Source organism: Calothrix sp. UHCC 0171, assembly GCF_034931845.1.
Taxonomy (GTDB): Bacteria; Cyanobacteriota; Cyanobacteriia; order Cyanobacteriales; family Nostocaceae; genus Brunnivagina.
Genome location: NZ_JAYGHN010000018.1, coordinates 65,973 through 88,219 on the forward strand (window position 1 = coordinate 65,973; position 22,247 = coordinate 88,219).

Annotated in this window: 16 protein-coding genes and 1 pseudogene; 11 read left to right on the forward strand and 6 right to left on the reverse strand. The window is 41.7% G+C overall.

The genetic code is table 11. The annotated features are described in order from the left end of the window. Positions 1 to 440 precede the first annotated feature (440 nt). The 3 genes and pseudogenes from trxA to VB733_RS15205 all read left to right on the forward strand — a co-directional run. Positions 441 to 764 carry a thioredoxin gene (trxA, locus tag VB733_RS15195; RefSeq protein WP_323340897.1) on the forward strand — a complete coding sequence of 108 codons (324 nt, stop codon included), beginning with the start codon at positions 441 to 443 and terminating at the stop codon, positions 762 to 764. 680 nt (positions 765 to 1,444) lie between these two features. Continuing rightward, positions 1,445 to 2,515: an LOG family protein gene (locus tag VB733_RS15200; protein ID WP_323340898.1), complete on the forward strand. Its 1,071-nt coding sequence runs from the start codon at positions 1,445 to 1,447 to the stop codon at positions 2,513 to 2,515. 210 nt (positions 2,516 to 2,725) lie between these two features. Continuing rightward, positions 2,726 to 3,293: pseudogene (locus VB733_RS15205) on the forward strand (adenylate/guanylate cyclase domain-containing protein); the annotation flags it as partial. A gap of 169 nt (positions 3,294 to 3,462) precedes the next feature. On the opposite strand, the gene VB733_RS15210 reads toward VB733_RS15205, so the two are convergent. From VB733_RS15210 to VB733_RS15220, 3 genes are all read right to left on the reverse strand, one after another. Then, on the reverse strand, positions 3,463 to 4,938 hold the full coding sequence (locus VB733_RS15210) for a leucyl aminopeptidase (protein WP_323340899.1): 1,476 nt from the start codon (positions 4,936 to 4,938) through the stop codon (positions 3,463 to 3,465). Between the two features lie 181 nt (positions 4,939 to 5,119). After that, positions 5,120 to 5,905 (reverse strand): alpha/beta hydrolase, encoded by a 786-nt coding sequence (locus tag VB733_RS15215; protein WP_323340900.1) that lies wholly within the window; start codon positions 5,903 to 5,905, stop codon positions 5,120 to 5,122. Beyond that, positions 5,902 to 6,078 (reverse strand): hypothetical protein, encoded by a 177-nt coding sequence (locus VB733_RS15220; RefSeq protein WP_323340901.1) that lies wholly within the window; start codon positions 6,076 to 6,078, stop codon positions 5,902 to 5,904. Before VB733_RS15220 ends, VB733_RS15215 begins: the two co-directional genes overlap by 4 nt. Before the next feature lie 235 nt (positions 6,079 to 6,313). Between VB733_RS15220 and metG the strand changes: the two genes are divergently transcribed. From metG to lptC, 3 genes are all read left to right on the forward strand, one after another. After that, complete coding sequence (metG, locus tag VB733_RS15225; protein ID WP_323340902.1) at positions 6,314 to 7,918, forward strand: methionine--tRNA ligase; 1,605 nt, start codon at positions 6,314 to 6,316, stop codon at positions 7,916 to 7,918. Between the two features lie 477 nt (positions 7,919 to 8,395). Continuing rightward, positions 8,396 to 9,025, forward strand: coding sequence for an NYN domain-containing protein (locus tag VB733_RS15230; RefSeq protein ID WP_096610644.1), 630 nt, complete (start codon positions 8,396 to 8,398; stop codon positions 9,023 to 9,025). Between the two features lie 87 nt (positions 9,026 to 9,112). Then, positions 9,113 to 10,354, forward strand: coding sequence for an LPS export ABC transporter periplasmic protein LptC (gene lptC, locus VB733_RS15235; RefSeq protein WP_323340903.1), 1,242 nt, complete (start codon positions 9,113 to 9,115; stop codon positions 10,352 to 10,354). A gap of 151 nt (positions 10,355 to 10,505) precedes the next feature. On the opposite strand, the gene VB733_RS15240 is transcribed toward lptC, so the two are convergent. Next, the gene (locus tag VB733_RS15240; protein ID WP_323340904.1) at positions 10,506 to 11,828 is read right to left on the reverse strand and encodes a D-alanyl-D-alanine carboxypeptidase; all 1,323 of its coding nucleotides are present in this window, start codon (positions 11,826 to 11,828) and stop codon (positions 10,506 to 10,508) included. Positions 11,829 to 12,332: 504 nt separating this feature from the next. On the opposite strand from VB733_RS15240, the gene plsX reads away from it, so the two are divergent. The 5 genes from plsX to VB733_RS15265 all read left to right on the forward strand — a co-directional run bounded on the left by plsX (position 12,333) and on the right by VB733_RS15265 (position 18,307). Further along, the gene (plsX, locus tag VB733_RS15245) at positions 12,333 to 13,358 is read left to right on the forward strand and encodes a phosphate acyltransferase PlsX (RefSeq protein WP_323340905.1); all 1,026 of its coding nucleotides are present in this window, start codon (positions 12,333 to 12,335) and stop codon (positions 13,356 to 13,358) included. 262 nt (positions 13,359 to 13,620) lie between these two features. Further along, the gene (locus tag VB733_RS15250) at positions 13,621 to 14,616 is read left to right on the forward strand and encodes a beta-ketoacyl-ACP synthase 3 (protein WP_323340906.1); all 996 of its coding nucleotides are present in this window, start codon (positions 13,621 to 13,623) and stop codon (positions 14,614 to 14,616) included. 335 nt (positions 14,617 to 14,951) lie between these two features. Then, positions 14,952 to 15,833 (forward strand): ACP S-malonyltransferase, encoded by an 882-nt coding sequence (gene fabD / locus VB733_RS15255; RefSeq protein WP_323340907.1) that lies wholly within the window; start codon positions 14,952 to 14,954, stop codon positions 15,831 to 15,833. 112 nt (positions 15,834 to 15,945) lie between these two features. Further along, positions 15,946 to 17,301 carry a UDP-N-acetylmuramoyl-tripeptide--D-alanyl-D-alanine ligase gene (locus VB733_RS15260; RefSeq protein WP_323340908.1) on the forward strand — a complete coding sequence of 452 codons (1,356 nt, stop codon included), beginning with the start codon at positions 15,946 to 15,948 and terminating at the stop codon, positions 17,299 to 17,301. 259 nt (positions 17,302 to 17,560) lie between these two features. Beyond that, positions 17,561 to 18,307 (forward strand): DUF1995 family protein, encoded by a 747-nt coding sequence (locus VB733_RS15265; protein WP_323340909.1) that lies wholly within the window; start codon positions 17,561 to 17,563, stop codon positions 18,305 to 18,307. Between the two features lie 86 nt (positions 18,308 to 18,393). On the opposite strand, the gene hpnA is transcribed toward VB733_RS15265, so the two are convergent. Beyond that, positions 18,394 to 19,380 carry a hopanoid-associated sugar epimerase gene (gene hpnA, locus VB733_RS15270; protein ID WP_323340910.1) on the reverse strand — a complete coding sequence of 329 codons (987 nt, stop codon included), beginning with the start codon at positions 19,378 to 19,380 and terminating at the stop codon, positions 18,394 to 18,396. Positions 19,381 to 19,433: 53 nt separating this feature from the next. Further along, entirely contained in the window at positions 19,434 to 22,151 is a 2,718-nt protein-coding gene (locus VB733_RS15275; RefSeq protein WP_323340911.1) for an efflux RND transporter permease subunit, read from the reverse strand. Between the last annotated feature and the right edge of the window lie 96 nt (positions 22,152 to 22,247).

Here is a 22,247-nt window from a genome sequence, read left to right on the forward strand (position 1 = left end):
CATTAGAGGAGATTGAGACAAAAAATCCGAAAATAGAAGATGAAAGATCATTTCTTTAGCTTTTCCCCTTTGCCTTGATTTTTCCCCTATTTTTCATCTCTGATCAAATTATTCAAGAAATTTTTTTCAGACTCGCAAACAATCGCTGGAAAAATTTCATATGTCGCCTACAATAGAGATAGCGGAGACGCATGTTTCCGTTCACTCCTCACACCACACTCCGCCCGGACTACTGTTCGGGCGGTTCCTTATTTGGGGAGCTAAATGAAAATTGAGGAAAAATAATTTGTGATGCCCAAAATCTCAAAATCATCCTCCACAATATAAATAAATTCTAAAGGTACTTGTAAATGTATATGCACTAGTCCGAAGCAGTGCATTTCACTGTGGTAGAATTTTCACAAAAATCAAAAACAATAATAGGCATAAGGTTTCAAGGCATGTCAGCAGCCGCACAAGTTACCGACTCTACTTTCAAGCAGGAAGTTCTAGACAGTGAAGTCCCTGTTCTAGTTGACTTTTGGGCACCCTGGTGCGGTCCCTGCCGCATGGTAGCCCCCGTTGTGGATGAAATTTCCGCTCAGTACGAAGGGCAAATCAAGGTTGTCAAAGTTAACACTGATGAGAATCCCAATGTTGCCAGTCAGTATGGTATCCGCAGTATTCCGACTTTGATGATTTTTAAAGGTGGACAAAAAGTTGATATGGTTGTCGGAGCTGTTCCGAAGACTACATTAGCAAACACTTTGGAAAAGTATCTGTAAGGTTAAGTAATTTTGTAGAAAAGAACGTGGGAGTCAGCAAGAGTTTTGCAGTCAGTTGCTTGCAGTCAAGTCAAAATTTTACATGACTTTTTTGTGGCAGCGATCGCTATTACTTTTATCACTTAACTTTGCTCAATCACATAAATCCTGGTTGTGTAATCGCAAGTCATCCTGGCTCCTTTTTGATTTTTTAGCTCGCAAAAGAATGCTCTACAGGAATTAGAAGTCAAAAATCAGAAATCAAAATTCATTACGAATTTTGTCTGGCTAAATTGAGATTAGTGTAAAAAACTACCTTAATCATTTTGACTCCTAAGTCTTGTTTTCTAGATAGTTCTTGATTTGTATCAGAATGACTTTAGGTTTAATTAACTAGATACTACGTCTTTAGTGACACAGCTAAAGACGCTTTTTTATTTTGTGGCTCTGTTTTAGCTATTGTGCTTATAATTTTGCATAGCTTGCGACAGTGATCGAAGTAGGTTAAGTTTGAATGGTTACCTTTTAAATGGCAGCTGCTAACAAGATAAATGGCGACGATAAACGTCACCAGTACCTTGGTTTAAGCAAACCTAAGGTGCTTTTTGTTGTCAAAACGTAAAATGTATACTCCGCAGTGCGGATCATAAAATCTACATCTAATCCTAAGTAAAATATAAAGCCTTTTGGCAGCATCTCTCATGACTTCGGATACGTCGTTTGAGACATTAGAGTCTCTCCAAACTGATATTGCTGAATTAATTAATCGCTTACCACAGTCAAAGCATCGGCAATTCATCCAGCAGGCACTATTAACCATTTTGCGTTTAGCTGATGATGAAGTTGAGCGTCTTGACTGGAAAATCTTGTCAGCTTCCTTGGCTGATATGGAACGTGGTTTTCAGATGTTTTATAATTACCGACATGTACGGAAAGTCACGATTTTTGGTTCAGCGCGCCTTTCCCCAACCACCCCAGAATATAAAATGGCACTGGAATTTGCCCGTCGGGTAGCCGAGTTAGGTTTTATGGTGATGACTGGTGGTGGTGGTGGGATTATGCAAGCTGGGCATGAAGGTGCTGGGCGGGAGAATTCCTTTGGTTTGAATATTCAGTTACCATTTGAACAGCAAGCAAATCCGTATATTGAGGGCGATCGCAAATTAATCCATTTCAAATATTTCTTCACCCGGAAGTTGTTTTTGCTTAAGGAAAGTGATGCTGTAGCTGTTTTTGCAGGCGGTTTTGGGACTCAAGATGAAGTGTTTGAGTGTATGACTTTAAGCCAAACTGGTAAATTTGGACCTGTTCCTTTAGTGTTAATTGATCATCCTGGTGGTGATTATTGGCACTCATGGAGTCAGTATGTTGATAAACATTTACTGCAAACTGGTTTAGTCAGTCCTGAAGACCCAAGTTTGTATACCATCACCGACAATATAGATGTTGCTTGTGATGCGATTATTAAATTTTTCCAGGTTTATCATTCGAGCCGGTATGTTAATAACAGGCTAGTAATTCGTCTCAAATCAGATTTATCTGATGCTGAAGTTGAGCAGTTGAATGCCGATTTTAGCGATATTCTCGTCCAAGGTAAAATTGAAAAGACTCAAGCATTACCGCAGGAAGGACAAGACGAAACTTACAATCTACCTCGTTTGATATTAAGTTTTAACCAACGGGATTTAGGTCGGTTGTATCAAATGATTGCTGCGATTAACAAAATGGGTAAACCTAGTGCTGAAGATAGGGCACATCCAGAATTGAAGTAAGTAAGCTAATTGCATTTACGTTCCTCCCACCAAGTCTGTTGGCGGAGCGTTCCCGTAGGGTAGCCCTGATTAACAGCGAGTTAGTCTGGAAAAATTAATGACGATTAGCTGACAAAAAAATTGAATTAAAAGCAAATAGTTTTAATCAAACCAGTTTTACATTCAAACTGGTTTTTTATTTTGCTCCAAAATATTGCTCAAGATTTATTTTTTAATGATGCCACAGTCATGTTTGCTGATATTGTTGGATTTACAGATTTATCGGGTCGCATTCCACCGCAAAAATTGGTTGATTTGCTCAACCAAATATTTTCCCGCTTTGATTTACTTGCCGAGTTTTACAAATTGGAAAAAATTAAAACTATTGGTGATGCTTATATGGTTGTCGGTGGTTTACCCAATCCGCGCGTAGATCATGCAAGATGCGATCGCAAGTATGGCAATAGATATGATTGATGCGATCGCCCAATTTAATCTTGATACTGGTGAACAATTTCAAATTCGGATTGGGATTAATAGTGGTGCTGTGGTTGCAGGTGTCATTGGGATTAAAAAATTTATTTATGACCTTTGGGGTGATACCGTAAATATTGCTAGCCGCATGGAATCTCATGGTAGTCCCGGTCGGATTCATGTTAGTGCTGATACTTTTAAGTTACTGAAAGATAACTTTTTATTTGAAGAAAGGGGCACGATTTCCGTTAAAGGCAAAGGCGAAATGCAAACCTATTGGCTGAAAGCAAAAGTAAATTCCCAACCCAGCCAAATATCCCCATAAACCTATGTAAAAATGTTGGGTGTGGGCAAATACCTGCTAATACTTTTGGTGCGTAATATCAAGTCCACATAGATCATCAGCTATCATCAATTTTTCTCCACGTTTCCGCTTCTTAATTGATGTCAACTTCACGATTAGCCTGGAAACGAACTTGATATTACGCTGTTAGTTAACTCAACACCCAATTCACCAAGGTACGTACACCGTAACCAGTTGCCCCAGGATTATTGACACCGTTTTCCTTATCAGCCCAAACTGGTCCGGCGACATCAAGATGTGCCCAAGCTGGGGTTTCTTTGACAAATTGCTTCAGGAATAATGATGCAGTAATTGAGCCGCCTGCACGGGGTCCAGTATTTTTCATATCGGCGATACCAGATTTCAAGCCTTCAAAATACCTTTCTTCCATCGGCATCCGCCAGATTTTTTCACCTGCGGCTTCTGCTGCGGTTTCTAGCTGCTTCGCCAAGTCATCATTCTGTGTAAATAATCCGGCAATATCTTCACCCAAAGCAATAACACAAGCACCCGTGAGAGTTGCCAAATCTACTATTGCCTCTACACCCAATTTATCGGCGTAAACCAAGGCATCAGCCAGCGTTAAACGTCCTTCAGCATCGGTATTGTTCACCTCAATGGTTTTACCATTAGATGCGGTGAGGATGTCTCCTGGGTGCATTGCCCGTCCACTAATCATGTTTTCGGTGACGGCAGAAATAAAATGTACTTCCACATCAGGTTTAATTTGTCCGATCGCTTTTGCTGCCCCTAATGTTGCCGCCGCCCCGCCCATGTCAATTTTCATGGTTTCGATACCGCTTCCCGCACCTTTGATATTTAAACCACCAGAGTCAAAGGTTAAACCCTTGCCGACAATCGCCACTTTTTTGCGTGGTGTCCCTGTAGGTTTGTAGGTAAGGTGGATAAATTTCGGGGGGATTTCTGACGCTTGGGCAACTCCTAAAAAAGCACCCATACCTAGTTTTTCGCAATCTGCCTGTTCTAAAATTTCCAGTTGCAAACCGGATTCATTGGCAATAGCTTGGGCAGTTTCCGCCATTGTAATTGGGGTTAGAGAATTTGCTGGGGCTGCGACTAATTGCCTAGCTAAGATGACACCAGAAGTTATTTGAGTAGCACGGGCGATCGCTTCTTCTGTTCCTGCCAAACCTAGTAAATCCACTGATTCTACTTGTGTTGGTTTTTCTTCAGGCTCCGACTTAAAGCGGATATCTTGGTAAAGTGCCAGTTGTACCCCTTCTGCGATCGCTTGTGCGGTGGCAGTCGGATTATGATTGGCAATGGGTAAGCTAATGCCTAGAGTTTTGCATTTTTGTTTTTTTGCCAATCTCGCCACAGTCGCAGCAGCCCGTCGGAGAGTTTCGATTTTGAAGGTGTCAGCTTTTCCCAAGCCAACCAAAATTATTTTACGTACAGGACTACCTGCACCAATACGAGTCACGATAGTGCTACCGAGTTTACCTTTAAATTCTTCTTCGGTAATTAATTCTTTGACTACACTGGCAAATTTTTGGTCGAGAGTCGCCAAATCGCCAGTTATTTCTGTAGCATCTTCAAATAATCCAACAGCTAAACCATCTCCAGACCATTCTAAGAGAGAGTTATTCGTTGCACGAACTTCCATTTTTTTGTATTCTATTTCGACTAACATGTACCAGTATTGCTTAAAATTCTGAAGTTGTGCTTTTTCATGGGATGTGGGTAATTGGGAATTGGCAATTGCTCAATATCATGTTGGGCGAATCACTCGTAATTCAAAATTCTCCGCGTCCATATCATCAGGCTGATAATTTTAACTTTATTTTTTACAAAAAATTATTGACTTTGAGGATTTTGTAGAGATTAATATCTGCCTCCAGCAAACATGCATGTCCACTATTGGGCAAGGTTACTATTTGGGAATTGGGAAAAAGTTGGTTTAACCGTTCTGCTTCCGTGGCTGATGGCAAAAGTCGGTCTTCTAAACTCGCCAAGATTAATGTTGGTTGAGTGATTTGCGATAGTTTTACTTCATCTATAGCAAATTCTCGTAAGAGAGAAATGCGCCAAATGATCGTTTCCCTGGGAACCGAACTCACAGTATCCAAAAGTTCCAGGCGATCGCTTTCTGGAATTCGCGCGAGGGCTGCCAAAAATGGCAATAGTCCAACGGAACTAACACCATACACCCATTCGGGCACTAAATCCATTAACGGAGATGCCCAAACATACCAAGAACGTAATTTAAAGCTGGATGCAGGGTTAACGAGAATCAAACGCTTGAATAAATGTGGTGCTTTAATTGCGACTTTCTGAGCTAAACAGCCACCAAATGACTCACCACACAAATAAACCGAACGTTGTGAATTTCTGCTTAATTCCCGTTCAATTAAATCGAGGACATTGTTGGTTAAATCGTCCCAGGTAGTCAAGTCCTGGCGTGGTATCGCCAAACACCGCACATCAAAACCCCTTTCCAATCCTGCGGTTTGCGATCGTAACAGTTGACCAGTGCCATCCATCCCAGGTAAATATACAAATAGAGGGTATTCTGGCTGTAGTTTTTTTGGACTTAAAAAACAAGGTTTGAATTCAACTTTTGTCGCAGTCATTGGCTAATAGTCGTTTGTGATGATTTATTTAACGCGAATTTGATAATTAAATCATAAACCCTCTGCATAGACACTTCCGAATCAACAGTATCAAATTGCGAAAAAGCAGAATCTGCATTAACTTTGATTTTTGTTCTTAATTGTGACACCTCCGCAACTGTATTTCTAGTCACAAGAAATTTCATAAGCAATTTGCTCTGACTAAATAAATGGCTGAAATATTGCAAATTTTGGGAAAAGTTAACTAAAATTATCCAAAATTATACTTATTACAAAATAAGCTTATTCAAAATAAATTTGCTAATATGAATATGTTACTTGAAAAATAGTGATAGATGTTATACAATTACGTGGTTTTAGCTAAAAACTAAAATATAAATAAAGGTTATAACAAGTTTTTTATTTTGCATGAATCGAGTGGATATAACAAAAAAAACATTTGCGCTGACAACACCGCTATATTATGTAAACGATGTACCACATATCGGTAGTGCCTACACCACCATCGCCGCCGATGCTATTGCGAGATTTCACAGATTGCTAGGGCATTCGGTTTTATTAGTGACTGGTACTGACGAACATGGTCAAAAAATTCAGAGAAGTGCGGAAGCTAAAGGCTTGAATCCGCAGGAATTCTGCGATGAAATAGTTCCCAATTTTATTTCGCTATGGGAATTACTAAATATCCAGTACGATCGCTTTAGTCGGACAACTGCACCAAATCATGCAGCGATAGTGCAAGAGTTTTTCCAACGTGTCTGGGCAAAAGGTGATATATATTTAGGGCAACAAAAGGGCTGGTATTGCGTTTCTTGCGAAGAATTTAAAGAGGAACGGGAATTATTAGAAGGAAATCGCTGTCCCATTCATACTAATAAGGAAGTCGAATGGCGCGATGAAGAAAACTACTTCTTTCGCTTATCTAAATATCAAGACAAATTACTGGAATTTTATCGCGATCGCCCCGATTTCATGCAACCCGAAAGTCGTCGTAATGAAGTCTTAAATTTTGTCAATCAAGGATTGCAAGACTTCTCGATTTCACGGGTGAATGTCGATTGGGGTTTTCCTGTTCCCGAAAATCCCAAACACACACTTTATGTTTGGTTTGACGCACTTCTGGCATATATTACCGCATTACTGGAACCGGAAGATAAACCAACACTAGAAGCAGCATTAAAAAAATGGTACCCATTCAATCTCCATCTAATTGGTAAAGACATTTTGCGCTTTCATGCAGTGTACTGGCCCGCAATGTTAATGTCAGCCGAACTGCCATTGCCAAATCAAGTCTTTGGACATGGATTTTTGACCAAAGATGGGCGAAAAATGGGCAAAACAACAGGTAATACGATCGATCCGATTGCCTTGGTAAATACCTACGGTACAGATGCAGTTCGTTATTACTTTCTTAAGGAAATCGAATTTGGCAAAGATGGCGACTTTAATGAAGTTAGATTCATCGATGTGTTAAATGCAGATTTAGCGAACGATTTTGGAAATTTGCTCAATCGCATTTTAGGCATGGTGAAGAAATACTGCGGTGGCAACATTCCATCTGTTGCTAACGAAGATATCCCTGCTGAGAATCCATTGAAAGCTATTGGTTTGGGTTTGGGGGAACAGGTGAAAGATGCTTACGAAGCATTAACTTTTAATCAAGCTTGCACCTTAGTTCTGTCACTCGTACAAGCTAGCAATAAGTTTATTGATGACCAAGCACCCTGGACATTATATAAACAAGGAGAACAAGCAGCAGTGGAGAAAGTGTTATATGCGGTGCTGGAATCGGTTAGGCTAGCTGCTTATCTTTTATCCCCTGTTATTCCAACTATCAGTACGGCTGCTTATCAGCAACTGGGCTTTGAGATTGATTTTAACAACCAAATTAATACATCTATCGTCGCACCTTTTCAAACCCATTCTCAATGGGGACTGTTAAATTGCGAACAAAATTTGGGTGTTCCCCAACCCATCTTTAAGCGCATAGAATTACCTAAAAATGATGAGTAGACATCTCTCATTTTGAGCTATTTTTTCGGGTGAGATTTGACTCGCCCAGAAACAATGATTCAAAAAAATGTAATTCTCATCCAGAACCAAACAACTGTTTGCGTATTCACTGCCACTGGTAGCTTTAGCTTACTGATGGGAAAAGGTATAAAGGATTTCATCTCCTCCCTGTTTAAGGGCAGTCTACAATTAAGCATGGTATGAAACCATAGTTAATTGATTCACTATTTGGAATCAATGCTACTTGGCTCACGGAAAGCAAGGGGAAGAAACAAGGTTGAGAATGCTAATAAAACAAGGATTTTGACTTTTTAATTTTGAATCTTTTTTCCTCAACCGAACAGTATTGAATTTTGACTTTTGTAAGTTAGCCTGAGCGCAGGCTATTCTGCTTGATCATAATTCTCACTCAAATAAGTAAAAACTCCGAAAATTAGTATCATTTATTACTTTGATAAGAAATGAGGTATGACAACAATGTTGAATAATTTAGAAAACGATTCCATATTTACACCAGAACAGGTATTAGAAAATCGAGGTCGTGTAGCCATATTTATTGATGGCTCGAATTTATTTTATGCAGCATTGCAACTAGGTATAGAAATCGACTACACAAAATTACTTTGTCGGTTAACTGGTGGTTCCCGCCTATTACGTGCTTTTTTCTATACAGGTGTTGATCGAACCAACGAAAAGCAGCAGGGTTTTTTGCTGTGGATGAGGCGTAATGGTTATCGTGTGATTGCCAAGGACTTAGTGCAGTTACCCGATGGTTCCAAAAAAGCCAATCTGGATGTGGAAATTGCCGTAGATATGATGGCACTAGTAGATTCATACGATACCGCAGTCCTGGTCAGTGGGGATGGAGATTTAGCCTATGCAGTCAACTCCGTCAGCTACCGAGGTGTGCGTGTAGAAGTTGTGAGTTTGCGATCGATGACTAGTGATAGTTTAATTAATGTGAGCGATCGCTACATAGATTTGGAAGCCATCAAAGAAGATATTCAAAAAACACCACGTCAAAGTTACCCCTATCGTCCACTATCGGGTATGGGTTTTTTGGAACAACCTGACATGGAAGGACATCTGGAAATCCCAGAATCGTGATGCCAGAAATAATTGGAGATGGGGATGAGTAAGGAAAAAAGACAGGGTGACATAGGGATAGGGAGACATAAGAAAATTTGGGGAGATATGGAAAATCAAATTTTTTCCGCCTCTCCACTCCAATTCCCGGGGCAACCCCCGCAAGCAAGTGGCTCCCCTGTCACCCTCCCTTCCTCACCTCTTTTTTTCCCTGTGCGTCTAATCCTCACAATTTTACTGACAACGGGATTATTTGCTTGTAGTAGTCCTGGTGACAAAGTTCAACCGAAAGATAAACCCACCGAACAAGCATCTGATAGCAAATTAACAGTATTTGGTGGTTCTTTCGATGCAATTGATGAGTCGGGAAAATTACTTTGGCGAGTCGATGCCAAACAAGCCAAGTACATCAAAGAAAAAGAAATTGGTCAAGCCGAAAATCCCTATGGCGAGCTTTTTCAGGATGGAAAAGTAGTTTATAAAGTTACCGCCGACAAAGCAGATATTGAGCAAAATGACAAGAAATTAGTTCTAATTCTCCGAGGTCAGATAGTGGCAACAGACCCAGTCAACGGAGTTGTGTTACGGGGAAATGAATTAGAATGGCGACCCAAAGAGGATTTATTAATCGTTCGCAACAAACTGACTGGTAAACATAAGCAGCTAGATGCGGTAGCTCAAGAAGCAAGGGTAAAGACTCGCGAACAACGAGTAGACTTTTTTGGTGGGGTGGTTGCAAATTCCCTGGAACCGCCATTTCAGGTGCGAACCGAACACTTAATTTGGCAGGTAAAACAAGAGAAATTAATTGGCGATCGCCCTTTACAATTTTTTCGCTCTAAAAATAATCAAATTACTGATCGGGGTAAGGGTGACGCTGCGAATATCGATCTAAAAACAAAAATAGTCACCATTACTAAAAATGCCCAAATCGAACTTGCAGACCCACGAATGCAAATCGTCAGTAACTCGATGGCATGGAATCTCAACACAGAAATTGTCACCACCAAAACACCAATTCGCGTCTTGCATCTCACTGAAAACATCTTGGTGACAGCCAACCAAGGGGAACTGAGAATACCACAAAACACAGTATATTTACAGGGAAAAGTTAACGCGATCGGCAAACGTCGTCAAGCAATTCGCTCAGATAAATTAACTTGGTATTTAAATAACCAACAAGTGGAAGCCCAGGGGAATGTAGTTTATCAACAAGCCGAGCCATCCCTAACATTTACTGGCGAAAGTGCTACAGGTAATATTCAGCAAGAGAAGATTGTTGTCAAAAGTGGTGGTAGTGGACAGAGAGTAATTACTAACATCGTGCCATCGGAACCAAAGAGTGAGTGATGGGGAGATGGGGAGATGGGGAGACACGGAGATGGGGAGATGGGAGACACAAATAAAATTTTCTATTTTCTATATCTCCGCGTCCCCGCGTCCCCGCGTCCTCTTCCCCGCATCCCCGCCTCCTCTTCCCCGCATCCCCGCCTCCTCTTCCCTATCCCCCGAAGACAACTTCATTCCGATCGCCTGCACCGAGACTAGGTAAATTTTTAATCCCAGAGTGAGGTGCGATCGCAGTGGGGACAGTTTGGGGTAATTGTAATTGTTTGACCAGATTTTGTAAGAGTTTATCTTGTTCTTGACGGAATGAGGAAACAAATGGACCTCGATTAATGATGGTGAACCAAACCAAACCGCGATCGCGTGTGGGTACAACTCCGGCTAAAGCACTAACATCCCGCAGGGTTCCTGTTTTCATCACAGTTGCATTTGGCAAATGACGCGAATGCATAGTCCCACGATGATCTATTCCCGAAGTTGGGAATAAATCTGCTATTGTCATCCCATTCACAACCGCCTCACGCTGTAAAACCATCAACATTGAACAGACAGCACGGGGAGAAATACGATTGTCAACCCCCAAACCGGAACCATTGATTAATTGAATTTCAGATTCGGGTACTCGCGCTAATTTTGCCGCAGTCGCTTGGACAACCGTATGACCTCCCACCGCCTCAGCTAGCATTTCCGCCATGTCGTTATTGCTAAACACATTCATCTCGTTAATCAACTGTTTGAGGGGTAACGAGCGATGTCTCACAAGTAGAGTGGTTGAGGCAACTGGTTCTGTCGCTAAAATGACTCGACCTGCGATTCTCAACTGTGGCTTCGGCGTGCCCTTGGGCATGATCGAATAATGTAGGGTGATATCCCGCGACCAAGTAGTATGGTTCAGGGTTTTTTTGAAAAATTCACCTGCAAGGGTGGGATTGCGTTGGAAATTCATGGCAAAATTACCAACCACAATTAAATTACCCTTAACCTCTTTAATCCCCATCTTGTGCAAAGTATTCGCCAGTGCGATCGCCTCTTGAACGACAAATAATGGATCGCCACCACCAGTAATAACTAAGTCGCCCTGTAATACGCCATTTTGAATTGCTCCCCTCGAACTCACCAAAGTCTCAAATTGGTGTTCTCCCCCCAACATTTTTAGGGACACCAGCGAGGTTGCAATTTTGGTCAAGGAGGCGGCAGGCATTGGTTTTGTGCCTTCATGATTTGCCATGAGAATTGGACCTGACTGTATCCAAATCCCCTGACTGGCGATCGTGTTTCCCGCCACTAGTTTCCCGGTGACTAAGTCTTTAAAATACTGTTCAACAGTTTTGGCTCCTGCTGGGTTTGGATCAGGTGCAACAACTAAACCAGGACTCGTTTGCCAAGCTAACGCTTCCAAGGCATCTAAAGGCTTAACTTTTACCCCAGCCATGTCTAGCCAAAGTGAAAACAAGCCAGACCCAAACAATTCCAGCATTCTTTAGTCCTCAATAGGGATATTTTTGTTAATTTTCTGTGGTTTTATACAGTCTTCTGGGATTTTTCAGACTGAGTAATCATAGTAACTGGTGTTTTTTCGCTGCGGAAGTGGGTTCTGACACAATATGATGACTCATTACCAGATATTTGCAAGATGAGAAGTTACTGATTTCCAAAATTGTGTTAAGTGTCACCCATCCAAAATGGTTTTTTCGACACAAATCACTTTTTGCAAAACCATTAATGCACGCAATGAGTATTTTGTCTACTCTCTTCTGCAATTATTGACCAGCATCTGGAAACTTTATGGTAAATTTTTCCAAAAAACTCAATTTTTGAACATCCCCATATCTTGGCGATTTCGTCTTCTCTCTTACTCATCCCCTTGTTTGAATTGTCAATAATTGTTAACGTAGTTACATGTAATGAGAGAACCCAGAAGCATACTTCTTTGAGTAAAGGCATCTGGTAAAATTTGTAAGGTTTCTAAAAGCTTTAAGCAATGGGATCGACTTGCGTGAGGATCGCAATTGACGCAATGGGAGGGGACTTAGCACCCGGTGAAATCGTGACTGGCGCTCTGCGGGCACGAGAAGAACTGGGTGTGGAAATACTATTGGTAGGTAATCCCCAACAAATTGAATCTGTGCTGCCGCCAAATACCAATATGGCGGATGTTGAGATTGTTCCTTCCGAGGGAGCAGTCGAGATGGAGGAAGAACCCTTAACTGCGGTAAGGCGCAAGCCCAAGTCCTCCATTAACGTGGCGATGGATTTAGTCAAGCAAAAACGGGCAGATGCAGTATTTTCGGCGGGACACTCCGGGGCTGCTATGGCATCGGCTTTGTTGCGCTTAGGCAGACTGCCAGGTATTGACCGTCCGGCAATTGGTGCGGTATTCCCCACAATGGTTGCCAGCAAACAAGTACTCATACTTGATGTTGGTGCTAATGTTGACTGCCGTCCCAAGTTTCTAGAGCAGTTTGCCGTCATGGGTTCTGTGTATAGTCAGTACGTACTGGGTGTAAACGAACCCAAGGTTGGTTTGTTAAATATAGGTGAAGAAGACTGCAAAGGTAACGATGCCGCAGTCCGTACCCACCAAATGCTACGGGAAAATCATCAAATCACTTTTACTGGCAACGCTGAAGGGCGTGATGTCCTCTCTGGTGATTTTGATGTCATTGTCTGTGACGGCTTTGTCGGTAATGTTTTACTGAAATTTGCAGAAGCTGTCGGAGAAGTAATGTTGCAAATTATCCGCGAGGAATTGCCTCAAGGTTTGCAAGGTCAAATCGGCTGTGCAATCTTGAAACCAAATCTAAAGCGCATTAAGCAACGTATGGATCATGCAGAACACGGCGGAGCTTTACTTTTAGGCGTAGATGGAATTTGTATCATTGGTCACGGTAGCTCCCAAGCCCCTTCGGTCTTTAATGCGATTCGGATGGCAAAAGAAGCTGTGGATAACCAGGTGTTACAACGAATTCAGTCTCAATATCAAAGCCTACAACACGAAGGTAGTTAAGGAGTGCTGAGTGTTGAGTTCTGTAGGCGCTTTGCCTTCTCGGAGAGTGTACTGTAGACGCGCTGCTGGGCTTGTCAAAGTCTGTGGTGTGTCTTCAGGGCTGAGTGCTGGGTGCTGGGCGCTGAGTCTTAGGTGTTGGGTCAAATAAAAACTGAATAATTAAGATAATTAAGTGCTTTGACTAAAATAATCTTAATTTGAATACTCAGCACTCAACACTCAAAACTCAGCACTATTTCGCCGATCGCGTGGGAGAGTAGGAGTGCAACAAAATACAGGAATAGCAATTACAGGAAGTGGTTCGGCAGTGCCTACTGCTTGTTTGGAAAATCAAGCAATGACGGCACTTGTCGAGACATCAGACGAGTGGATAACTACACGAACAGGGATTAAAAACCGACGGATTACATCGGAACGCGAATCACTAAGTAGTCTAGCTGCCGCAGCCAGTCTCAAGGCAATAGCTATGGCTGGGATTACTGCTCAGGATATTGATTTAATCTTATTGACGACCTCTACCCCCGATGATTTGTTTGGTAGTGCATGTCAAGTTCAAGCAGCATTGGGGGCAAACCATGCTGTTGCTTTTGACTTAACTGCCGCTTGTTCGGGGTTTTTGTTTGGGATGGTGACAGCTGCCCAGTATATTCGCACGGGAGTATATCAAAATGTACTTTTAATTGGGGCGGATATTCTCTCGCGTTGGGTAGATTGGGGCGATCGCACAACTTGTGTATTATTTGGTGATGGTGCGGGGGCTGTAGTCATGCAGGCTTCGGCTAGCGACAAATTACTGGGATTTGAACTCAAAAGCGATGGCACACAAAATCATTTCCTTAACCTCGCCTATGTCCCCAATACCCAAGAACTAGCCCCAGGTATCACCGTCAGCAAAGGTGGTTATCAAGCAATTACTATGAACGGGAAAGAGGTTTATCGGTTTGCCGTTCAAAAAGTACCTGAAGTTATTGATAAAGCTTTATTTCGCGCTCACCTCAGCGCCGAAGATATCGATTGGTTGCTTTTGCACCAAGCAAACCAACGCATTCTTGATGCTGTTGCCCAGCGTTTGCATGTACCCAAAGATAAAGTCATTAGCAATCTTGCCAATTATGGCAATACTTCCGCAGCTTCTATACCCATCGCCCTCGACGAAGCCGTACGCTGTGGGAAAATCAAGGCAAATGATACGATCGCTGCCTCCGGTTTTGGTGCCGGATTAACATGGGGTGCAGCGATTTTTAAATGGGGAAAGTAACAAGTTAGAGGTTAAGAATTAGGAGTGATCAATTCTGCTGTCAGCAGTCAATGATCAGATTTTTCCCACTCTTATCTGCACGAGTATCTAAGTTTTTCAGGTTGTTGTAGTCACCCTGATAACTGCCATATTATCCATTCCTCATTCCTAACTTCTAACTCCTTACTCCTGACCGATAATTCTTTAATGGTAAAAGCCCCTAAATTAATTTATGGACAGATATATTTAAACATTGCGGTTCAAGCCCCCGGATTTATCCGTGGGCATTAATTGCAAATTGCGAATTGCGAATTGCGAATTGTACTGACTGCTTACTCCTAAACTTTTTTGAAGAGATGACTAAAACCGCATGGGTGTTTCCCGGACAAGGTTCCCAGAGTTTGGGAATGGGAAGTGATTTAATCGAGCTACCTTTATCTAAAGAAAAATTTGCTCAAGCTGAAGATATTTTGGGTTGGTCGGTAGTTGATATATGCCAAAATGACGAAGCAAAGTTATCGCGTACTCTCTACACACAACCGTGTTTATACGTTATTGAAAGTATCCTTGTTGACGCATTGCTGGCAAAGCAAAAACCCGATTTAGTTGCTGGGCATAGCTTAGGCGAATATATAGCTCTGTATGCGGCTGGTGTATTTGCATGGTCAGATGGGTTGCGCTTAGTCAAACGCCGTGCTGAACTCATGGATAGTGCCGCCGGTGGAATGATGGCGGCTCTAATTGGATTTGATCAAGGACAACTGGAACAGACTTTAGCTGAAAATGCTGATGTTGTTTTGGCAAATGATAATAGTGCTGCACAAGTGGTAATATCGGGCACTCCGGAAGCCGTCAAGGAAGTGATGGCGAAAGTCAAGGCAAAACGGGCGATTCCTCTAAATGTATCTGGGGCTTTCCATTCACCATTTATGGCTACTGCTGCCGCCGAATATGAAGGTGTTTTAGCATCGGTAGAATTTCAGACTGCAAATGTACCAGTTTTATCAAATGTAGACCCAACACCGACGGTAGATGCGATCGCTCTCAAACAGCGTTTGATGCAGCAAATGACTGGAAGTGTACGCTGGCGAGAGATTTCGCAAGCATTACCAGGAAATGGGATTGAAAAAGTCATAGAAATTGGTCCTGGTAACGTGTTAACGGGTTTAATTAAGCGGACTTGTGGCAATTTGCAGTTAGAGAATATTCGCACTGCTGCGGAATTACCTGGTGAGTAGAATTTGCTTTCGGGAACGAATTTGTGTATAACTGATTTTGCTTTTTTCCTTGCGTTAATTGCGGACGCTGGAATATAAACAATGAACTACCTAAACACAAAAGCCAAGTAAGATGTCCTGTTTTGCTACCCTCACTCAGCTAGTCGAAGTTCTTTCTGCCAAAATCACCAATGTATCCGATTTGTCTCTGTCATCCGTTTGTACTGGTATTCAAACAGACACAAGGAAACTACAGCCGGGTGAGGTGTTTTTAGCTTTACGTGGTGAAAATTTTGATGGACATGCATTTGTGGAAATGGCAATCGCTAAAGGAGCCCTAGCTGCGATTGTTGATTTTGCCTATGAAGATACGCAATTCCCCGTATTCCGGGTAGAAAACACCTTAGTAGCTTATCAACAACTGGGTTATTGGTGGCGCAATCTCTTTAATATTCCTGTGATTGGTGTCACCGGTTCGGTAGGGAAAACGACGACAAAGGAGTTGATTGCAGCAGTTTTAGCCACTGCGGGGAAGGTTCATAAAACCTATGCAAATTTCAACAATGAAATTGGTGTACCCAAGACTTTGTTAGAAATTAACGAAGAGCATGATTTTGCTGTGGTGGAGATGGCAATGCGGGGCAGGGGACAAATTGCTGAACTCACACAAATTGCCTGTCCGAATATTGGGGTAATTACAAATGTGGGTACGGCTCACATCGAGTTACTGGGTTCGGAAGTAGCTATCGCCCAAGCTAAATGTGAACTTTTGGCGGAAATGCCTGAAGATGGTGTCGCCATTCTCAATCATGACAACCCCTTATTAATGGAGATGGCGGCAAAAGTATGGCGGGGTGAAGTGATTACCTACGGGTTGTCGGGTGGGGATATTCACGGGAAATTAATCGACAATCACACCATTGAAATGCCGGGAATACGTTTGCCCTTACCATTGGCGGGACGACATAATGCCACAAATTACCTAGCAGCCTTGGCAGTGGCGAAAGTGCTAAATATCAACTGGTCATCATTACGGTCGGGTGTGACGGTGGATATGCCAGGAGGGCGATCGCAAAGAATTACGTTAGCGAATGATGTCATAATATTAGATGAGACCTATAATGCTGCACCAGAAGCTATGCTAGCGGCATTAAATTTATTAGCAGAAACCCCAGGAACTCGCAGAATCGCGGTATTGGGGGCAATGAAAGAATTAGGCGAGCGATCGCAGCAATTGCATCAACGAGTCGGCGAGATGGTAAAAAGCTTGAATTTGGATGGTTTATTGGTGTTGGTTGACGGACAAGATGCCGAAGCAATCATTCAAAGTGCAGAAGGAATCCCATCTGAATGCTTCGCCAATCATGCCGATATGGTGGCGAGGTTAAGGAGTTATATTCAAGCTGGCGATAGGTTGCTTTTCAAAGCCGCCCACTCTGTCGGACTTGATCAAGTTGTGAACCAATTACGAGCCGAATTTACCCTGTAAATGAATGAGAATTGCTTCCAATAGGCGATCGTGTAGTGTCAACCTGTAAAATCATAATATTAGAACCAAAAATCAGGAAGACAAAGAAATGATGGGACAATCGGGACGCGGGGAGGTAGTGAAGCGGGGACGCGGGGACAAGGAGATATAGAAAATAGAAAATAGAAAATTTTATTTGTGTCTCCCATCTCCCCCATCTCCGTGTCTCCCCATCTCCCCCTCTCCCCATCTCCCCATCTCCCCCTCATCCCTTTTTAATATGCCTGAACTACCAAAAACTTTAGAAGACGCTATTATTCAAGCCCAACAAGCAACCCAAGCAGCTTTAGCAGACGGTTATACCCGCCTACAAGTCGAATTGCTGTTTCCCGAACTCAAATTTATGCCCGTTGCCCAGCAATTTCTACCAATTTTTGAATCCTACGGCGACAAACTCAAAGTATTTTTTGCTGATGCAGGTGCTTGCGCGCTGGCGCGTCGGGAATGGGCGGATGTCACCTATCAAATCCAAGATGTTGGTACGGGTAGAGCAGCATCAATTAAAACAAAAGTCAAGCCAGAAGACGAAGTTTTCTTATTTGTTTCGCCAACATCAGTAGAGTTACCACAATTAGAGCAAATTTGTCAGGAAATCGGCGAAAATCGTCCTTTTATCATGCTAAATCCTCGTCTTGAAGATTCAGGAGTAGTGGGAATTGGTTATGCAGGAAGACAAACCCGACAACGTTTTATTGGTACTATCGAATCCTGTTATTACCTGCGTCCAATATTTGAAGAAGCCGCAGTCTTTCGCTGTTACCCTGGAATGTGGGAAGTTTGGGTAGAGAATGCTGGCAACTATGAGAAGGTTGCAGAATTACCAAATAAACCATCTGGTGATGAACTGGATTTGATTTTAGCGAAAGGAAAACCCACAACGACTACAGAAGATGGGGAAGTTATACCTGCTAAAAAACCTGGAATGATGCGAGGATTACAACGATTTTTGAAAGCTTTGAGTAGTTAGTATTTTTGGCGTTGCGAATCTTGAGGAATGGAATGGTGCGTTACTGCTAACAGCACCCTATTTTGTACTTTATTGAATCCAGATTCTTAATTAACGTAACCATTAGACACAAACCAATCAACAGCATCTTTGAGAGCAATATTTATGGGTGTTTGGGGTAAACCAAGTTCACGAATGGCTTTGCCTGGATTGTAGTACATTGGATGTCTTGCCATTCTTACGCCATCAAGGGGAACTGATGGTGTTTTCCCCAAAGGTGCAAGGATTTTTTCATCAATCCAAGCAACGGTAAAAGGTATCCAAGCGGGTATGGCATTTTTTGGTGCGGGAATGTTGCTAATTGTGGCAAGGCGATCGAGAATTTGTTTAAGTGAGAGATTTTGATTGCCCAGGATGTATCTTTCTCCAGATTTGCCTTTTTGGAGGGCAAGAAGATGTCCCCAAGCAACATCACGTACGTCAATCAAATTCAGTCCGGTGTTGATGTAAGCTGGCATTTGTCGCTTGAGAAAACGCACAATAATGTCTCCCCCTGTGGGGGTTGGTTTGATATCCCAAGGACCAATTGGGGTGCTAGGATTGACTATGACTATATCTTGTCCTGATTTTGCGGCTTGAATCGCTTCTTGTTCAGCTAAATATTTAGATTTTTTATAATCTCCAACAAGTTCCTCAATGGGACTTTGATGAGTTTCATCAACTGGATTTTTGCCCACACCAATAGCTGCTACAGAGCTTGTGTAAACTATACGTTCTACACCTGCTTTTTTGGCTGCGGCGAGGATATTTCTGCTTCCCAGAACATTATTTTGATAGAGTAATTCTTTATCCCGTTGCCAGAGTGAATAATGTGCGGCAACATGGAATAAGTATTGACAACCTGTAATTTTTTCCCATAGATTCGAGTCATTTAAATCGCCTGTCATTATTTCTAAATTTTGAATATTTTTTAAATTATTAATATTACTATCTGGACGGACAAGTGCAGAAACGAAGTAATTTTCTGATGTGAGTAAGCGAGTCAGATTTGCACCTACAAACCCCGTAGCACCCGTGATAAATACTTTTTTCATTAGTGAGATTTTAATTTTTATGAATTAGTAATTATTAATTAATGGCTTAAATTTTAATTAAAAAATTTACGATCGCGAGGAAACCAATCATCAAGAATAGTATATAAAATGGGGACGACTATTAAACTTAAAATAGTGGAACTAATTAAACCTCCAGCAATAGCTACAGCCATAGGCGATCGCAATTCAAATCCGGCTCCCAATCCCAGGGCAATGGGAGCCATACCTAATATTGTGGATGCTGTTGTCATCATGATGGGACGAAATCTAATTGGTGCTGCGTTAAGTATTGCTTCGGTTCTATTTGCACCTTCTCTGCGTAATTGATTAATATAATCTACGAGTAAAATTGCATTTTTATTACTAATACCAAGTAGGAAGACAAACCCAATTAGGGAAATCATACCAAAGTCACTTTTTGTCAACAATAAAGAAATGATAGCTCCGACAATTGCTAAAGGTAAGGAAATACCAATTACTAACGGGTCTTGCCATCCTCCAAAGAGGCAAACCAAGACAATAATAATACATAATGCTGATAGTAATAGCGTAGAAGTAAAACCACCTAAAACCTCTTTTTGTCTGGCAGAATCTCCTTCTAAGTTTAATTTTACATCTGGGGTAATTACTGATTTGGCAACATCAACTAGTTTGTCTGTAGCTGCTCCTAGAGATAAGTTTTCACCGGCATTTATCTGACCTAAATTTGCACTAATATAAGCAACACGCTGATTATTCAAGCGTTCAATTTGTAATATATTCTCATCTGTATTACCTTCAGTTGTATAAGTCACATCTACAAAACCTGGTAATTTATTTACAGTTTCTGCAATTTTCTGAGCCGCTTGATTCAGACTATTTAAATTTTCACCCTGTAAAGCAATTTGCAGAGGTTTTTGTACACCACTATCAACAAATTGGATATCTTCAACGCTGACTGTGACATCGGGAATTTTAGGTAAGATATTACGCAATTGTTCTTGTAAATCACCAGTTTTGAGATTACGTTTTTCTTGCAATTTCACATATAATGTCCCCTTATTCGGTTCACCTTGACGCGAGCCAACAGTGACAAAAACATTTTCCACATCAGCTTGTTTTCTGACGACAGCCTCCAACCTCTTAGCAATATCGAGAGAATCATTTAAAGGATTAGAAATGGCAACCCCAGTCACAGAAAGTGAAGATTGCGTTCCATCAGCACTAAAAATATTTCCCAAAGCATCCTGCGTACTTTGCCGACTTTGTTCGACTAACTTCGTTAAAGATGCGGTATAGGTAATATTAAATTCACCTCTATCTAACTTCGGAATAAAACCCTTGGGAATAATTGGGATAATTGCGATCGCAATTACAAAACTTAATCCTGCTAATCCCATTACTATGCGACGATGCTGCAAAGACCATCTTAATAAATCTTGATATTTCTGAGCAAAATAACCCCATTGTTGGAGATTATTCTCAATATTTTCCTGTGTTTGCTGTGGTGTCGGTTTCGGTTTAATCCAATAAATCGCCAGCACCGGAGATAAAGTCCTTGCCACCAACAGGGAAGTTAACATTGCTGCTGCAACCGTAATCCCAAATGGCTTAAAAAACTGTCCGACAACACCACCCATTAACCCAATTGGCAAAAATACGGCAACAGCAGTTAAGGTTGCTGCTGTCACTGCTACACCTATCTCCGAAGTCGCAGAAAAAGCTGCTTGACGGGGAGTTTCCCCCTTCTCGATGTGGCGCATAATATTTTCCACATCAACGATCGCATCATCTATAATACTGCCAATTACTAACGCTAATGCTAGTAAGGTAATTGTCTCCAAATTGAAACCAAAGACAGCCATGACAATAAACGTTCCCACTAGGGAAATGGGAATTGCTAAGGCGGAAATAATTGTCGCTTGCCAATTACGTAAAAATGGGTAAATTACCAGCACCGACAAAAGTATTGCTTCAATCAGTGAATCAATCGTTGCATGGGTAGCTTTACGAATAAATTCTGCTTGGGTGGCGGCTAACTTTAATTTGACATCAGTTAAACTAGAGGCTAATTTGCTCACTTGTGCTTCGACGCGACTGACAACCTCCAAAGTATTCGCATCACCCTGCTTAATTACTTGAAATGCGATCGCATCTTTGCTATTAAATCTAATTAAGGTTGCACCCTGTCCGGGTAAATTATTTACACCTTGAGATGGAACAGGTTGCCCCAGCAATAGCACCTTGAGGACTCCAGGCAATTTCGAGATAGTCGGAATAATTTTTTGCTGAGTTAAATTTGATAAATCCTCTAAATTCAACTTCTCACTCTCAACGACATAACTAATTACCGCAGATTCATTGAGATTGAAGGGAATAACTTGATATTCTGCACCTGCCGTTAACTTTACTTGCTTCAGTGCCTCTGTGACTTTACGAGTGGATGCATCTAAATTTGTCCCCACAGGAAATTCTAAACTAACTACCGCTTGTCCTGGATAACTCGATGAGCGAATATCATCAACTTCTTCCAAAGATTGCAAACGTTGTTCTAAAGGCTTTGCTAATTGCGCTTCTGTTTCCAATGCTGTAGCTGAGGGAGCAGTTGCATGTACTACCACCACAGGAAAAGCAATATCAGGGAACAAAGCATACTTCAGAGAAGTAAACGCCAAAATTCCTGCTACCATCACCGCAATCCAAAAACCCAGCGTCAGCCAAGAATGTTGAATTGCCCATCGAGAAATATTATAGCGATCGCGTGTTAATTTCGGGCGAATAGACTTTACCATCGTTGACTGTGCTTGTCACTGGATATTGATTTTAAAATGTTTTTTCCCTTCTATCGCCGTAGCAGCAAAAAATTTATTTTTTGACCGTTTTTTCAA

What these genes read in the sequence shown, in the direction of transcription:
- VB733_RS15230 (WP_096610644.1), top strand. Translation starts at nt 8,396, where the DNA reads ATGTTGAATAATTTAGAAAACGATTCCATATTTACACCAGAACAGGTA.
- trxA (WP_323340897.1), top strand. Translation starts at nt 441, where the DNA reads ATGTCAGCAGCCGCACAAGTTACCGACTCTACTTTCAAGCAGGAAGTT.
- VB733_RS15275 (WP_323340911.1), bottom strand. Translation starts at nt 22,151, where the DNA reads ATGGTAAAGTCTATTCGCCCGAAATTAACACGCGATCGCTATAATATT.
- metG (WP_323340902.1), top strand. Translation starts at nt 6,314, where the DNA reads ATGAATCGAGTGGATATAACAAAAAAAACATTTGCGCTGACAACACCG.
- VB733_RS15200 (WP_323340898.1), top strand. Translation starts at nt 1,445, where the DNA reads ATGACTTCGGATACGTCGTTTGAGACATTAGAGTCTCTCCAAACTGAT.
- VB733_RS15260 (WP_323340908.1), top strand. Translation starts at nt 15,946, where the DNA reads ATGTCCTGTTTTGCTACCCTCACTCAGCTAGTCGAAGTTCTTTCTGCC.
- VB733_RS15240 (WP_323340904.1), bottom strand. Translation starts at nt 11,828, where the DNA reads ATGCTGGAATTGTTTGGGTCTGGCTTGTTTTCACTTTGGCTAGACATG.
- fabD (WP_323340907.1), top strand. Translation starts at nt 14,952, where the DNA reads ATGACTAAAACCGCATGGGTGTTTCCCGGACAAGGTTCCCAGAGTTTG.
- lptC (WP_323340903.1), top strand. Translation starts at nt 9,113, where the DNA reads ATGGAAAATCAAATTTTTTCCGCCTCTCCACTCCAATTCCCGGGGCAA.
- VB733_RS15215 (WP_323340900.1), bottom strand. Translation starts at nt 5,905, where the DNA reads ATGACTGCGACAAAAGTTGAATTCAAACCTTGTTTTTTAAGTCCAAAA.
- VB733_RS15210 (WP_323340899.1), bottom strand. Translation starts at nt 4,938, where the DNA reads ATGGAAGTTCGTGCAACGAATAACTCTCTCTTAGAATGGTCTGGAGAT.
- plsX (WP_323340905.1), top strand. Translation starts at nt 12,333, where the DNA reads ATGGGATCGACTTGCGTGAGGATCGCAATTGACGCAATGGGAGGGGAC.
- hpnA (WP_323340910.1), bottom strand. Translation starts at nt 19,380, where the DNA reads ATGAAAAAAGTATTTATCACGGGTGCTACGGGGTTTGTAGGTGCAAAT.
- VB733_RS15265 (WP_323340909.1), top strand. Translation starts at nt 17,561, where the DNA reads ATGCCTGAACTACCAAAAACTTTAGAAGACGCTATTATTCAAGCCCAA.